At 52.4% G+C, this 15,408-nt stretch carries 14 protein-coding genes; 8 read left to right on the top strand and 6 right to left on the bottom strand.

What is annotated here, in order from left to right:
* Positions 1–80: 80 nt before the first annotated feature.
* Positions 81–1,781, bottom strand: coding sequence for a DUF4127 family protein (locus KDC22_RS01445; protein WP_211721834.1), 1,701 nt, complete (start codon positions 1,779–1,781; stop codon positions 81–83).
* 237 nt (positions 1,782–2,018) lie between these two features.
* Here KDC22_RS01445 and KDC22_RS01440 point away from each other — a divergent pair, with 237 nt between their 5' ends.
* Both KDC22_RS01440 and KDC22_RS01435 read left to right on the top strand, forming a co-directional pair.
* Positions 2,019–2,363, top strand: coding sequence for a sigma-70 family RNA polymerase sigma factor (locus KDC22_RS01440; RefSeq protein ID WP_211721833.1), 345 nt, complete (start codon positions 2,019–2,021; stop codon positions 2,361–2,363).
* Entirely contained in the window at positions 2,309–2,521 is a 213-nt protein-coding gene (locus tag KDC22_RS01435; RefSeq protein ID WP_211724291.1) for a hypothetical protein, read from the top strand. The genes KDC22_RS01440 and KDC22_RS01435 overlap by 55 nt, the downstream gene beginning before the upstream one ends.
* Before the next feature lie 2 nt (positions 2,522–2,523).
* Here KDC22_RS01435 and KDC22_RS01430 read toward each other — a convergent pair whose 3' ends face one another.
* A complete protein-coding gene (locus tag KDC22_RS01430) occupies positions 2,524–3,795 on the bottom strand; it encodes a PucR family transcriptional regulator (RefSeq protein WP_211721832.1) in 1,272 nt (423 codons plus the stop codon).
* Positions 3,796–3,966: 171 nt separating this feature from the next.
* On the bottom strand, positions 3,967–5,100 hold the full coding sequence (ald, locus tag KDC22_RS01425) for an alanine dehydrogenase (RefSeq protein WP_211721831.1): 1,134 nt from the start codon (positions 5,098–5,100) through the stop codon (positions 3,967–3,969).
* 291 nt (positions 5,101–5,391) lie between these two features.
* Here ald and KDC22_RS01420 point away from each other — a divergent pair, with 291 nt between their 5' ends.
* On the top strand, positions 5,392–6,723 hold the full coding sequence (locus KDC22_RS01420; RefSeq protein ID WP_246553221.1) for an ABC transporter substrate-binding protein: 1,332 nt from the start codon (positions 5,392–5,394) through the stop codon (positions 6,721–6,723).
* A 122-nt stretch (positions 6,724–6,845) separates the two neighbouring features.
* On the opposite strand, the gene KDC22_RS01415 is transcribed toward KDC22_RS01420, so the two are convergent.
* Positions 6,846–7,379, bottom strand: coding sequence for a hypothetical protein (locus tag KDC22_RS01415; protein ID WP_173135353.1), 534 nt, complete (start codon positions 7,377–7,379; stop codon positions 6,846–6,848).
* Positions 7,380–8,038: 659 nt separating this feature from the next.
* Here KDC22_RS01415 and KDC22_RS01410 point away from each other — a divergent pair.
* From KDC22_RS01410 to KDC22_RS01395, 4 genes are all read left to right on the top strand, one after another.
* A complete protein-coding gene (locus tag KDC22_RS01410) occupies positions 8,039–9,802 on the top strand; it encodes a cache domain-containing sensor histidine kinase (RefSeq protein ID WP_211721830.1) in 1,764 nt (587 codons plus the stop codon).
* Positions 9,803–9,829: 27 nt separating this feature from the next.
* Entirely contained in the window at positions 9,830–10,633 is an 804-nt protein-coding gene (locus tag KDC22_RS01405; RefSeq protein ID WP_211721829.1) for a response regulator, read from the top strand.
* Between the two features lie 206 nt (positions 10,634–10,839).
* Positions 10,840–11,721: a carbohydrate ABC transporter permease gene (locus tag KDC22_RS01400; RefSeq protein WP_173135362.1), complete on the top strand. Its 882-nt coding sequence runs from the start codon at positions 10,840–10,842 to the stop codon at positions 11,719–11,721.
* Positions 11,722–11,733: 12 nt separating this feature from the next.
* Positions 11,734–12,561 carry a carbohydrate ABC transporter permease gene (locus KDC22_RS01395; RefSeq protein WP_211721828.1) on the top strand — a complete coding sequence of 276 codons (828 nt, stop codon included), beginning with the start codon at positions 11,734–11,736 and terminating at the stop codon, positions 12,559–12,561.
* 93 nt (positions 12,562–12,654) lie between these two features.
* On the opposite strand, the gene KDC22_RS01390 is transcribed toward KDC22_RS01395, so the two are convergent.
* Positions 12,655–13,134, bottom strand: coding sequence for a carboxymuconolactone decarboxylase family protein (locus tag KDC22_RS01390; RefSeq protein WP_211721827.1), 480 nt, complete (start codon positions 13,132–13,134; stop codon positions 12,655–12,657).
* A gap of 212 nt (positions 13,135–13,346) precedes the next feature.
* Here KDC22_RS01390 and sigJ point away from each other — a divergent pair, with 212 nt between their 5' ends.
* Complete coding sequence (gene sigJ / locus KDC22_RS01385; protein WP_211723851.1) at positions 13,347–14,210, top strand: RNA polymerase sigma factor SigJ; 864 nt, start codon at positions 13,347–13,349, stop codon at positions 14,208–14,210.
* Positions 14,211–14,264: 54 nt separating this feature from the next.
* Here the strand turns inward: sigJ and KDC22_RS01380 are convergent, their stop codons facing one another.
* Positions 14,265–15,401, bottom strand: coding sequence for a glycoside hydrolase family 88 protein (locus KDC22_RS01380; protein ID WP_211721826.1), 1,137 nt, complete (start codon positions 15,399–15,401; stop codon positions 14,265–14,267).
* Between the last annotated feature and the right edge of the window lie 7 nt (positions 15,402–15,408).

The following is a 15,408-nucleotide window of genomic DNA, read 5'->3' as shown; positions in this document are numbered from 1 at the left end:
TTTCTTTTCACAAACCTAAAGAGGGGGAAGCTTCGCTCCCCCTCCAAATATATAAAATATAACCCATAAAGATCAGGCTATTATTGCAAAGTCAGATTAGGATTCAAAGTAATCTCAAACGCACGGCCCCAAATATAATCGGGATCATCGTATGGAAGTACCGCGCTGGCGTACTCGGAGAAAGACCAGCCGTCTCCATTAATCTGCCGGATACTGCACGCCGGTTCATCACTGCCGATCAGGAAGGCACATGCTCCGGCCAGGGTGGCTGTGTGTATCTGCATCCGTTCTCTCAGCATGGCCTGCAAATGAGCATAGTCTTCCGGACTATTGAACAACAACATATTCTGATCGGCAATTGCCGCAACATTCTCGTATAAGGAATGGGCTCTTGCGTATTCCCGAATCTCGGCAATCGCCAGCCTTTTGTAATAGTAATCCTTCAAGAAGCGTTTAAATAAAAGCGATCCGTGAGCATTGACAGCGAGGCTAAGCGCCGCCGCATCGTTCTCCGTAGTCACAAATGCATAACGCGCCTGACTCATGCCCAGCGCGATGCCGATTTTATTACCCGGTGTATTCCAGCCGCTGTATCCCAATAGACTGCCCGTATGCCTGCTGCCCAGCAAGGCCTCAGTGACCATAGCGTCCGCTGCACCGGCGCCGACAAAATCAATTACTACAGTCGGAGTTCCATTGGCGCGGTTAGCTTCAATACGGTCAACCGCAGCCGGAGCCTGATCCTTGGCGGTAACCGCAACAATTTCTACCGCAGGTGAACTGCTCACAAATTCCGCACCGACAATCTCCACATGATGCACAATGTTCTGATGCACATCCATATATTCATAGGGACTTGTAAGGGTGGAGCCATGGGGTCCGAAGTATTGCACAGCATACCCGGTCTTGGCCCCGTTACGATAGAACTGATCCGCCATACGTGCCATTAACGCCTGCCCCAGTCCGTCTGCATCCGGAAGAATGATTGCCCGGTCCGGATTCTGTCCGTTCATACCGCCAAGCCATCCGTTGATGCACTCTTCCACGTAATGAATCTCGTTAATTTGCACCCCTTGAGTATTGGCATCATCCACACCTACTGCAAGAAAATCAATAGCCCCCTCCTGCGCCAGATACTCCAGAATGTAACGATTTGTCTTGAACTTATGCTGTCTGGTGTTGTAATACTGTTCCTTGTCGAAAGTAGCAGTGCTGCCGTAGGAACCATCCGGAGACAGGTTATACCCGCTGAGGATGTCGGCAAACTGCGAGAAGACTCTTCGTGGCTGAAGCATGAAATTCCGTGATTCGGTATAGGCAGCCAGATCCAGCCCTTCTGCAAAAGATGTTGTCGCCAGTCTCATAATCGTATCCAGTACATATACCGGCTTGTCCGGATAAGCTTGCTTCACCAGACAGATTACATCCAGCAAGTCCGTGACCGTAGAATCATAGGCCGGGTAAGCTCCCCCTGCATCCGCCCGGAGACGGCGGCTTCCGATCAATCCCCCGTAGGCAAGCATATCCGCCGAGAGAATGAATCCGTCTGCAGATGCTGCATGATCAAGAATAAATTGCCGGATCTTGGCACTGTCGCCGTATGCCGGACAAGATGTCGTTAACAAGGTGGTTCCCGATGATGTCTTGTGCGAATCCAGGCGGTTTCTAAGATCGGCTGCATCCGGGGTGATGACATGAATTCCTGCCGATTTCCCTTGAGTAATCACATCGTCCAGATTGACGGGTCTATCATCCAATGGTACGTATAGCACATTCTTCATTTGTATCCAGCTCCCTCTGGTTAGCAGATAGGCTCAGATGCCTTCACTTATAAGGTAATTTAGACAGATAGAATACAACCTAACAATAAAAAATATTTTTATAGCCTCTTGTGGCCTCAAACGATTAAACTATGATACAATAAATAAGAACACAGGTTCCTATTGTTCATGAAATAAACCATTATTTCCATCCATATACATATCACTATTTCTATCTTCTGAAAGGGGAAATCCGAATTGAACGGGTCACAGACTCTCTACGAGCATTATAGGAATGAAATCTATCGAATAGGCTGGAAAATAGAGTACCGGGCCAGAAAGGTTAGCCGGACGGAGTGTTCACTTTTTGACAATATACAGGCTGAAGCGAACTTTATTCAGGACTCCGAGAACAAAATAATGCTTGAGCAGCTCACGGAGAGTCTGCCTGCTTTTGAGAAATCTATCTTGTATAAGCTCTATCTGGAGGGGTACAGCGAGGCCGAGGTCGCGAAGCAATTCAATATCAGCCAACAGGCGGTGAATAAATGGAAAAAGAAAATCATCAACCAGCTATCTCAGACTACGAAATCACACGACTGATCCACTCAGCCCGGAACAAAGAAGCCGCAGCGATGCTGCAGCTTCTTGAACTATTCTCAACCGATATACAGAATTCGAGCCAATGCGCCCGTCTACCAACTGAAGAGGCACGCTCAGAAATTATTGTGAATTTTCTTGAATTAGTCTCTTTGGAATAAAATCAGCCGTGGATACCGGGAGCCGCCTCCTGGAACCAGAGATTCACTTGTGCCGTCTCCTCGGTCAGCAGGTCAAGGTAGATCGAGGTCCGGTAATCGGTCTCCTTGAGGCTCTTGCCTGTGATCTCGGCGATCCTGTTCAGGCGGTACATCAAGGTATTGGTATGAATATGCAGAAAGGCGGCGGATTCCTTCAGATTCCCGTTCAGCGACAGATACACGGCGAGGGTCTTGAGGAAATCGCTCTTATGCTCGCGGTCATGCTCCTTCAGGGGAGAGAGCAGCGGACTGCGGCGTGTCCGGCTCCGCTTCTGCTCCAGAATGGCCGGAAGGTAGGCCCAGAACCCGATCTCTTCATAAAGCAGCAGCTCACGTGCATGATATGGCAGCAGGTGCTTAATCTCCAGAATCTGCAACGCTTCACGGTACGCGTCAGCCGCTGAAGTATATTCGCGGTATCCCGGGCTGCAGCCTGCCGTAAGCCTACAGTCTTCACTGCGGCCCAAATCCCGGAGCAGCTTGTGCAGGAACGAGGACAGCCGCTCTGCCTGGTCTACCGGAGATAGGAATGAGAATAGAATGATCAGCCGGTTCTGCTCGGCGGTCTGGAAGAGCAGCCGCTGCCCGGCATAGGCATCCATCATCCGGCGGAAGCTCAGCAGGAAATGCTCATCCATCGGCTTGCCGCTCTCCAGCACGGCAATATAATAGCTCTCCGGCAGCAGAATGGCCCCGGCCTCCGCTTCCTGGCGGATACGCAGCTCACTCTCATAATGGGAGGTCAGCAGCTTCCAGAAGAAGTCCTCGAACGTCTTCTCCTGCTTCGTCTTCCAGCCGCGCTGCTTCAGCAGATACCGCCCCGCGATCCCGGCAGCCTTCTCCACAACCCGCTCCGCCTGTCCCTCGGCCAGATTCCCCCGGTCTACCACCCAGATATAACCGAGTATCTCCTGCTGGTGCTTGATACACATGGCAAGTCTGGGGCCAAGGCCGACCTCCATCACTGCGGGGATACGGATAGGGTGGCTGGTATTCTCCAGATCGTGCATGACTCCCTTTTTGCGGAGACCAATAATCACCGTATTCGGAACTTTTTTGCCGATAATGGTCGAGATCCGTGCCGGATCACTCTCAGCCTGATGGGAGCTGTAGCCGATCACGTGATGGTTGCTGTCCTCAATGGTAACCTGAGACTGAAGCGATTCACTGAGGGTATCCGCCAGGGATTCCATACTGTCAAAAAAACGGTCAAATGCTGGCTCTGATTCTGTCAATGTTCCCACCTCAACCCGAAGAATAGCAGAATAAGTGATTACATTATATTACAGCGCCCAGCAGTTGCCTATAGGCAGATGCAAGGAAAGTGAAGGAAACCTGACATACTTTTCTACCCCTGTTCTGTCTATTCCGATATCCCTCTGCTCCACCTGACGCCTCCCGCCAGATTAGATCAGCGTGAACTCCTGCTCTACAGCAGCCTCAACCGTGAAGTATTCTTCCCCAAGAGCTTCTGCCACGGCCTGGCAGGTAATTTTTCCGTTAGCTAAGTTGACACCGCTCTTCAGGCCCGCATTGTCTTCGATCGCTTGGAACACCCCTTTATTGGCAATTTGCAGTGCATAAGGAACCGTAACGTTCGTTAAGGCAATGGTCGAGGTTTTGGCGACCGCACCCGGCATATTAGCGACCGAATAGTGCAGAACACCGTGTTTCTCGAATACAGGCTGATCATGTGTGGTCACCCGGTCAATCGTCTCAACGATACCCCCCTGGTCAATCGCCACATCTACAATGACGGAGCCCGGCTTCATGGTTTTGACCATTTCTTCAGTCACCAGCTTTGGAGCTTTAGCGCCCGGGATCAGCACCGCGCCTACCAGCAGGTCTGCTTCAGCTACCGCTTTGGCAATGTTATACGGATTCGAGATCAGGGTGCTGATCTGTGAACCGAAAATATCATCCAGCTGGCGCAGCCGGTCTGCGCTCAAGTCGATAATGGTCACCTCGGCGCCAAGGCCGATCGCCATCTTCGCTGCATTAGTCCCCACTACCCCGCCGCCGATAATACTCACCTTGCCGCGGCTTACACCTGGAACACCAGAGAGCAGAATGCCCTGCCCGCCGTAGTTCTTCTGCAGGAACTGTGCACCAAGCTGCACGGCCATACGCCCGGCAACCTCGCTCATCGGGGTGAGCAGCGGCAGGGTCCGTCCATCTACAACCGTCTCATAGCCGATGGCGAATACGCCTTTGTCCTTAAGGGCTGCGGCAAGAGCAGGCTCTGGTGCCAGATGCAGATACGTGAAGAGGATGAGCCCCGGACGGAAGTTACCATATTCGCTTGATAGCGGCTCTTTGACCTTCATCACCATTTCGGCGGCCGCCCACACCGCAGTAGCTTCTGCAACCAGTTCCGCACCGGCTGCGGCATACTCTTCATCCAGGAATCCGCTGCCAATACCCGCTCCGGCCTCGACCAGCACCTTGTGTCCTTCTGCCGCCAGACTTACCACACCCGCAGGGGTAATCGCTACGCGGTTTTCATTGTTTTTGATTTCTTTAGGTACGCCAATAATCATCTTCAATCGCTCCCGTCTGATATAATCCTCTTATGTGAAGAATCATAACATACGAATTCCCGCTGCCTTTTGGGTAAAAAGAAAAAAATTATCTGCCATGATTGTGTTTTTACACAAGGGAATGGCCCCCTCCTGGGATAGAACGTTTCCCTGCAACCTACCCGGAGTCCGGGCGGTGAAATGTAAAGTTATGTTCCATATTCTCATGTTTTTTGTTCCTTCTGAGGCTTCCGGCAATCTGCTATTCTTGATTTGCAAGCCTATACAGTATACACAGGGAGGTTGTCGCTTTTGAAAAAGAACCGTTTCATCGCCGGAATTACTTCACTCGTTCTTATAATGGGCCTGGCGACAGGCTGCGGTAACAGCAACAATTCATCTTCAGCCAATAATGCGAGCCCAGCCGCAGGCAACGGCACGAAGTCTGCAGGCCCGGTCACCCTCAAAATGTGGGGCGGTGTTCCCCCGGAATCCGGTCCGCAGCAGGTCGTGGATAACTGGAACAAGGATCACCCGGATATTCAGGTGGAGTATGTACGTTATGTTAATGATGATGACGGGAACCTCAAGCTGGACACCGCTATGATTACCGGCCAGGATGTGGATCTATTCGTGAACTACACCATCTCCCATGCTGCCAAACGCGTTGAATCGGGTCTGGCCCTGGATCTCAGCCGTTTCACCGATTACAACATTGAAGAGAAGATGGGCGCGGACACTGCGAGCTGGAAGATTGACGGCAAGTTCTACGGCGTTCCCACTACCAAAAGCCCGTTCTTCATCGCCTTGAACAAGGACGCGCTTGATGCTGCGAACCTGCCGGTTCCGAAGGAATGGACCTGGAATGAACTGCGCGACTATGCGAAGAAGCTGAAGGGCAGCAACTCCTATGGATTCATTCAAAACATGGAGCCTTTCGTGGACCCCATTGACTCCGTGCTGTCCCAGGAGGGCTACACCAAGGCCGATGGCAGCTCCAATCTGGACCATCCTCTCGTCCGGCAATGGCTGGAGACGCTGAACGGGATGATGAAGGAAGATAAGACTACGCCGCCGCTGGGCGAGCAGTTGACTTCCAAAATGCCGGTCGAGCAGGTCTTCCTCAGCGGAGAGGTGCCGATGCTCAATATCGGGGCATGGCTGCTGCGCAGCTCGAATAACTTCACCGATTTCCCGCGTGACTTCAAAATCGCCTTCGCTCCTGTACCGAGACTAGCCGAAGCTGCAGGTGATTATGTAACCCGCGGAGGCCTCGGCGATTATATCTCCATTAACGCCAAGTCCAAGAAGCAGGACGCCGCGTGGGAGTTCCTGAAGTGGTATTCCGATGGCGGCATGTCCCCGATGGCAGCAGGCGGAAGACTGCCGGCCTCCAAGGATGCCAACCAGGACGACGCGCTCAAAAGCCTCATTGGCGATAAAAGTGATTCCTATGATCTGGATTCCCTGATGTACGTCATGTTCGACAACAAGACGCCGACCTATGTCCGCAGCCTGCCTCAGGAAGTAATGGACCTGCGCTCCCAGGAGTACGAGAAGTACTTCCTTGACTCCCAGTCACTGGATCAGACGGTCCAGGCCATGGTCACCCGGCATAATGAGTACCTGAAGCAGAAGAAGTAGCGGCTGCGATACAGACAGAAATGGAAATAGAGAAGTAGCGTGCATGATAAGAGAGGCTTGCCATTGAAATCGTGGCAAGCCTCTCTTTCTCGTATATTTTAATTACTGATACTCCCGTTTTTTTATTTGAGGTTGAGAGTAAGTTTTCCTTTATAGGTTTCAAAACTAACTGTCTCTCTCGTCCATTCTGGAGCAGAGTAATTAAAAATATCTTTCTGGGAAAGATATAAGTCGTGTGGTTCTTCTATAAAAACTTCCCTAGTCGTTAACTCAGTTAAGAACAAACCCAATAATTTCGTTTGGTAGACACGATACTCTGTAATGCCTTGGTCTATTAGGTTCGCTCGATGTTCTACTATAACCTCACCATAGTTTCCAGGAACATCTAGATGCTCATAACTGTATGGATTAAACACTGGGGCAAATGACTGCTTAATCAGAAAAAGAAAAGAAAGAATAATTAAAATAACAAACAGAATTAGCTTTCTTCCTTTACTTTTGTAGCCTAGCCAAAAAAATAAAATGATGTGCAGTACGATAGGAACTATAAAGTTACTTTTTTTAAATATAGTAATATCATAATTGAAGGTGGAAGAAAATAACCAAATTATATCTATAAATACTATTATTAAAATATAATTTTTTTGAAATTTCACGATAGAATTGTTCATAATTCACACCCATTCCTTTCGCTGCAGCACATAGTAAGGCCATTTCTGATTCTAATAACGACATATCCCTGGAGGAACTGGAGCGGCATCACACGACTAAGAAACGTTTGAGCAATTGCAGTCTGCTGGATACCATTCCCTTTATAACATTCCATTTACCAATATACAATATTTTAGTCTATATTGGAGCTGGTATTGCCCGTCCTGATCGGTTGCTAGACTTCGATATCTTCTTTCTACTATCTTTGTAAAGGAGTGATGAAATGCTCAAGAACTCTAAATCCTTTGACAGAACAATCCTTGTAGGAGGATTAGTAACGGCGGGAACCGTTATTCTGGCCGGGATTCTTCTTCTCTTGGCTCTGAAGTACAACATCATCCGTTTGAACTGATGTACTATGCCGCTGCATCCTCCAGGAAGCCACTTTGCAAGACGGGCCTCATCAGCATCCGCCCGTCTTTCCCCACTGTCAAGCAGCCCGAGTAGAACAAAACTATGTAATTCCGGCATCCACCCCATGCCTGCTGTAACAAAACCATGCAATTTAAAATATCGTCTATCCGGCATTTTGATTATGCTATAATCTAGCCATATCAACCGTCCCGGACCGGGCAGGTTCAGTCAGGCTTGGAGGTGCTTCCGTATGTCAAAGCTGTTGCGTATTCTGATTCCCCAGAAATTGAAATACCGCCTGTTCACCGCCTTCGTATGTCTGATTCTGCTGCCCTTCAGCGCATTGAATATATATAATTATCAGCGCATTGAGACCCTGGTCCAGAAAAAAATCAGCCAGCAGAGCCACTACCAGCTGGAGCAGATGTACCGCACGCTCGAGGATCAGATCAGCATTGCCTTCAAGACACTGCTGTTCCTGAAGCAGGATGATACGGTGAAGTCCGTGCTGCTCCATCCCGAACAGCGCAATGAGCTGGAGAATAAGCGGCTGATGGAGAATATTTTCAAGAATCTGAACAACAGCTTTTTCCTGTACAATCCTTCGGTGTATTTCATGATTCTGGACTTAACTGAAAGCGCATACACCTCTTATCCGCCCAAGGATTCGCTAATCTACTCGGATCTGCGGGGAAATCCCGGGTTCGACCGGGGCCAGATGAATACCGGCTCTTATCACTGGGTGCCCAATGATACCAACTACGTGCTGCGCGATGTCTCCACCAGCGCCTATCTTCTCTCCTTATACGCCTATCTGGAGGATACCCGGAACAAGCCGTATGGAATGGCTCGCATCAGTATTGATTACACCTACTGGCTGCGCTCCATCCATAAGCAATCCGATCTGGAGCAGCAGTATTTCCTGATTACCCGTTCGGGAGAAGATATCTCCCAGTCGGTTCCGGGCAGCCTTTTATCTGCGAAGGTCAAGGCGGGTTTCGCCGGACAGCAGTATTTTATCGACAAGGACTCGAATTCCCTGATTAATTATATCTATGTGGAGTCGCTCGACTGGTATATCGTGAACCGGATTCCGCTGTCGGTGCTGTTCGTGGAGATCGAAGGGCTGAAGCAGCAGTACTTTATTACGTTCTTTGTGCTGACGGCCATCTTCCTGATGATGACCTTCGTCATTGCTACGACCATCACGCGCCCGTTGTCCCATTTGCAGAACAAGATGAAGGCCGCCGTGCAGAAAAGCCTCAAAATCCGCCTGCCCGAGCATAAATTCAGCGGGGAGATCCTGGATCTGACCCGGACCTTCAATACCATGCTGGACGATACCCACCTGCTGATCCAGAAGCTGAAGGCGGAGGAGCGGCAGAAGGAGGCTGTGCATTTCCAGATGCTGCTGGCCCAGACGAATCCCCATTTCCTGCTGAACACACTGAATACGATCAAATGGATTGCCATCCGTGAGCATAACGAGGATATTACGAACATGACCCTGTCGCTCGGCAAGCTGCTGGAGGCCAGTCTCAATACCGATAAGGATCTGATCCATCTCAAAGATGAGATTGAGCTTGTCGAGGCCTATGTCCATATTCAGCAGGTCCGGTACGCGCACAAGTTCGAGCTAACCACCCGCTATGACGAGGATATCCTCTATGCGCTGGTGCCCAAGCTCAGCCTTCAGCCGCTGGTCGAGAATGCCATTATTCACGGGATCAGCAGACTGCCCGGCAAGGGACTGATTGAGCTGATCGTGCACCGCGAAGAGCATCGGCTGATCGTAGAGATCAGGGACAACGGCGCAGGTATGGAGCAGGCCAGGATGAACAAGGCCCCGCGCAAGCGCCCCGGTATCGGGCTGAGTAATATTCAGGAGCGGCTGAGGCTGCTGTACAGGGAAGAGGGTACTCTGGAGGTGTTATCCACCGGGGAAGGGGTCACCGTCCGCTTCACCATACCGCTTCTGTTGTCCACACCTTACGGCAATGAACATCCGGCTTAGAGCGCATTTATAAGGGAGGGAATACACATGTGGAAGGTACTGCTGGTTGAGGATGAGGTTTTTGTACGGGAGAGCGTCCGCGAGATTATTGCCTGGGAGGAGCTTGGATTCACCGTCAGCGGAGAAGCGGGCAATGGGGCAGAGGCGCTGGAGATGATCCGGCAGGATGTCCCCGATCTGGTGATCTCGGATATTGTCATGCCGGAGATGGACGGGGTGGAGCTGCTGCGGCGCACGCGTGAAGAGGGGGTGGATTCCCGCTTCGTCATGCTGACCTGCATGAATGATTTCGAGAATGTGCGGCTGGCCATGGAGTACGGGGCTTCGAGCTATATCCTGAAGCTGTCCATGAGCGTGAACTCTCTCCGGGATACCCTGCGCAAGATCAGCGGCGAGCTGGAGAAAAGCCTGGAGAACCGCACCCGAAGCCAAGGCCTGCCCGGCCCGGATACTCCCCCGCAGCTGCCGGCCCATGAGGAGATCACCAGCCACCCGGAGATCCAGAAGATCCTCCATTATCTGCACAATCACTACGCAGAGGATATTACCGTGAAGTCCATGTCACAATATGTCATGATGGCCGAGAATTATGTCAGCACCCTGTTCAAAAAGAAAACCGGCCAGACCCTGATCCACTACCTGCATCAGGTGCGGGTGGATCAGGCGATCCGGCTGCTGACCACCTCCGACCTGCCAGTGTATGAGATTGGCAACCGGGTCGGCTTCGTGAACGATAACTATTTCATCAAGATCTTCAAACGCCTCACGACGCAGACGCCAAGCCAGTACAGGCATACCCAGCGGCATAAGCCGGACTCCATGAGTCTATAGTACAGTGTATAGAATAGCGGCCTTCCCAGCGGGAAGGCTGTTTTTTGCGCGGACAGGGATAGAACATAACTACGATCCTCCTGTCCGCCGCTGCTTCGTAAATGTATATTTCTGTAGCATGAAGTCGTTGGTTTTGTTCCTTAACCCCCCTGAAGCCGCTTGGTATGCTTGTAGTGTACTCAAAAGACCTAAAGGAGTGGGGTTATGTGAAGGCATCCTGGATGAAACGGCAGCAGTACCTGGGCTATCTGTTTATCGGGCCAAATATGATTGGCGTGATTCTATTTTTCATCATACCAGCCGTCTATTCTTTCTATCTCATGTTTACAGACTACAAGTTTATGAGTCCCCATACCAAGTTCATCGGGCTGGCCAACATTAAGCGGATGCTGGGGGATGAGGTCTTCTATATCGCCATCAAGAACACGCTGCTGTTCCTGGTCTCCGTTCCGGTATCCATTGGACTGGCCTTCATCGTTGCTGTGGTGCTGAACCGGTCCGTGTATCTCAAAAAGCTGCTCCGCGCCTTATACTTCATGCCTTATATCACAAGCGGCGTTGCGGTAGCCTTTGTCTGGATGCTGCTGTTCCATCCGAACAACGGGCCGATTAACGGCATTCTGCGCTCCATCGGCATTGAGAATCCTCCCGGCTGGCTGTCCACGATGGAGACGTCCATGTATGCGATCGACATCATCTGGATCTGGTTCATGCTCGGCTATAACATGATTATCTATCTCGCCGCCTTGCAGGAGGTGTCCGGTGAGCTGCTGGAAGCCGCCAAAATCGACGGTGCCCGCACCTGGCAGACGGTCCGCAGTATCCTCTGGCCGCTGGTCAGTCCGACCACCTTCCTGCTGCTGATTACCGGACTGATCATGTCGATCAAGCAGTTCGGCATCATCCAGGCGATCACACAGGGCGGACCCGGCAACAGTACCACCGTATTATCCCTGTTCATCTATCAGAATGCCTTCCGCTATTACGAAATGGGCTATGCTTCAGCGGTCTCCTGGGCCCTGTTCCTGATCATTCTGATATTCACCGTGGTTCAATGGCTGGGCCAGAAACGCTGGGTTCACTACTAAGGAGCTGAGAAAATGAATAAAGCCGCAGTTACCAAAAGCATCGCTACTCTGATCATGTTATTCTTCAGCATCGTAATGATTGTGCCCTTCATCTGGATGATCAGCACCTCATTGAAAACCCCGGCGGAGGTATTCCAATATCCGATCCAGTGGATTCCTGAGCACTTCAACTGGAGTCATCATGTTAAGGTCTGGTCCGGTACGGGCAGCTTCGTGCCTTACTATCTCAATTCCCTTAAGGTGGCTATTCTGAGCACCATAGGGGCTGTCTCCTTGTCCGCCCTCGCGGCCTATGGCTTCGCCCGGATTGAATTCAAGGGACGCAACACCATGTTCATGATCTATCTGTCCATGATGATGGTGCCCCCGCAGGTGCTGTTCGTGCCCAAATTCATCATGTTCGACTGGGCGGGCATCTACAATACCCACTGGGCGCTGATCCTGCCCGGAATGTTCACGATCTTCGGCGTGTTCATGATGCGGCAGTTCTTCCTCTCGGTGCCCCATGAAATCTCAGAGGCCGCCTTCATCGACGGCGCAGGCCACTTCCGCATCTTCTCGCGGATTATCCTGCCGATGGCTAAGCCGTCGCTGGCGACCCTCGCCATCATCGACTTCTCCTGGCACTGGAACGATTATGAGAATGCGCTCGTCTTCCTGATCGACCATGATCTGTTCACCGTTCCGCTCGGGCTGCAGAATTTCATCCTGGAGAACAATGTCGATTACAACGGCATGATGGCCGCCGCGACAGCCGGGATTATTCCCATGATCCTCGTCTTCCTGCTCGGCCAGAAATACATTATTGAAGGGGTGGCCAGCTCGGCGGTGAAGGGCTGACCCTGCTTATAAGCGAAGGAGCTATGCCACAGATCATACAGTGGCATAGCTCCTTTGTCATTCACACGGACCGCATTATTGGATATCAGGATGTTACGACAGCCCTGCCTTAGTCAGGCCATAGGCCGCATCGGATGAACCCGGTACGGTGGTAAAGCCTACGTTCACCCGGTTCCAGGCGTTAATCGCCATGATCGAGAAGGACAGGTCGGAAATCTCCTGCTCGGACAGCTGTTCACGGACACGGTTATACAGCTCATCAGGTACGCCGTGCTCCGGCAGCTTAGTCAGTACCTCCGTCCAGGCAAGCGCCGCCCGTTCACGCGGGGAGAACAGTGTCGATTCCCGCCAGATAGAGAGGTGATAGATACGCAGCTCACTCTCGCCGTTCATCTTGGCCTGCTTCACATGCATATCCAGGCAGAAGCCGCAGCCGTTCATCTGTGAAGCCCGGATAGATACCAGATCTTCGATCTTCTCCTCAATGGAGCTGTGCTTCAGGGCCATGCTGAAATCGAGAAATTTCTTGAAAAGCTCCGGGGACTGCTGCATATAATTCACACGTTGTGCCATAATATATTCCTCCTTGGGGCTGGTTTTAGTAGAAGGTCCGGTTCCGGACTTTCTTCGCCCTTCGGACATATAACGAGACAGCTATTCTTTTTGTGACAATGCCCCCCGAGCGTAATGCTGCCCCATCCTGTCACACATCCTCCGTCTATTTTGTCTACATCATAGCAGAGTAGCAGAGTTAGATTGACTATATTAGGATGGGAAGTGTCGTTATGCAGGAGTGGTATGACCAGTATAAGAATCTGTTGTTTAAGCTTGCCTACCAGCTAACCGGATCGGCCGCCGATGCTGAGGATGTGGTCCAGGACGTATTCCTGAGAATCTATGATGTGCCGCCCGAGCGCCTCACCGAACCCAAAGCCTATCTGTGCAAAATGGTCACCAACCGCTGCCGGGATCTGCACAAATCCGCGCGTAAGCAGCGGGAGGAATATTTCGGCGAATGGCTGCCGGAGCCGCTTGCCGGTACAGCCCCGGATGCGATGGAGTCCGTTGTTCAGGATGATCTCTTATCCTACGCCATGCTTGTCCTGCTCGAGCGGCTGACTCCGGCGGAGCGGGCGGTGTTCGTGCTGCGCGAGGCGCTGGGCTTTGAATATCAGGAGATTGCAGAACTGGTCGGCAAAAGCGGGCCGAACTGCCGCAAGCTCTTCAGCCGGGCCAGCGCCAAGCTGGGCCTCGTTCCTGAGCAGCCCGTCCAGCCTGAGGCGGTTACAGAGGAATGGGTACACGGGTTCCTCGCCGCCCTGAAGCAGGGCAACCTGAATGAGCTGCTGTCACTGCTTGATCCGGCAGTTGAGTTAATCTCCGACGGGGGAGGCAAAGTACACGCTGCCGCCAAGCCGGTAGTCAGCGCCGGGCTTGTAGCCGGGTTCCTGCTGGGCCCCTTCCGCGGGGCAGCTACAATGAACGGCGAGGTGACGATTGAGGTCAGCCGGATTAACGGGCAACCCGGCTTACTCCTTCGCTCGGAGGAGGGTATTCATACCGTAGGACTTCTGCATCTCCGGGATCATCTGATCCAGAAGCTGTATATTGTCCGCAATCCCGATAAGCTGCAATATATCGGGAGATAAGCCCGCTGCGGCACACCGCTGTTCAGCCGCCCGGTCATCCCACACCGCTGGGATTTATAGAACAGGCCGCTCATACCAATACCCCGGAATCCCCCGTTCCAGCCGCATCAGCGCCTCCAGATAATAATAATCGCCCCAGATGGTGTAATCATCCGGGGAATCCCCGGCTCTGGCCGAATACGCGCCATGCTTCAGCAGACCCTCTGCGTGCTCGCTGCCCAGGGTCGAATACTGCTCAGCCAGTGCCTTCACCGACGCTTCCCCCGCTTCCTGGAAGAAACGGCGCTCCGGGTCTGCCGAATCCAGCTGCGCAGCAATCTCCAGCAGTCCGCAGGCGGCAATGGCCGATGCGGAGCTGTCGCGCTTCGTGTCCGGCCCCACGGGGACATCGAAATCCCAGTACGCTACGCCGTCCTCCGGCAGCTGGGCTACGAAATAACGGCCCAGCCGCTTCGCCGTCTCCAGCATCTCCGGGCTCTGAAGATAACGGCTGATTAGTGCGAAGCCGTAGATCCCCCAGGCCTGCCCCCGGGTCCAGGTGGAGCCGTCACCATACCCCTGGTGCGTCCCGCCGCGGATCGCATCGCCTGTCGCCGGATCGAAATAGAAGGTGTGATAGCTGGAATCATCCCCCCGCACCAGGAAACGGCGGGATTTGCGGGCATGCAGCTCCGCTACCCGCCGGTAGGCGTCATTGCCGGTCTGCTCATGCGCCCAGAGCAGCAGCGGCAGATTGAGCAGACAGTCAATAATAATCCGCCCGCCGTTGACGGAATCCCCCTCCTTCCCCCAGGCCTGAATCAGCCCCGCCTCTTCGCGCCAGCGCTTCATCAGCATATCTGCCGCCTCGAGCGTCAGCTGCGCCGCCCCGGCATCCCGCTCAATGATCCACTGGGCCTTGGAGGAGAGGGAGTAGAGGAAGCCGATATCATGATGATCGAAGATGATCTTATGGTCCATCCGGTGCCGGAAGCTCTGGACGGTTCTAAGCGCCTGTTCGCGGTAGACCGGGTCTTCACTGTACTCGGAGCACAGCCACAGAATGCCGGACCAGAAGCCCGCCGTCCACTCGGTATTGTCATTCAGCGTATAATGCTCATCACCGGCGCTCACGTGGGGGAACCGGTCCCCGAATCTTGTAATATTGCGCTTGGTCACACCAAGCGCATCCTCAATTGCTTGCTGCCACATATCAGAC

Origin of the sequence: Paenibacillus tritici (assembly GCF_018207515.1) — a bacterium.
Lineage (GTDB): Bacteria > Bacillota > Bacilli > Paenibacillales > Paenibacillaceae > Paenibacillus_AQ > Paenibacillus_AQ tritici.
This window is presented reverse-complemented; position numbering and strand designations above follow the sequence as displayed.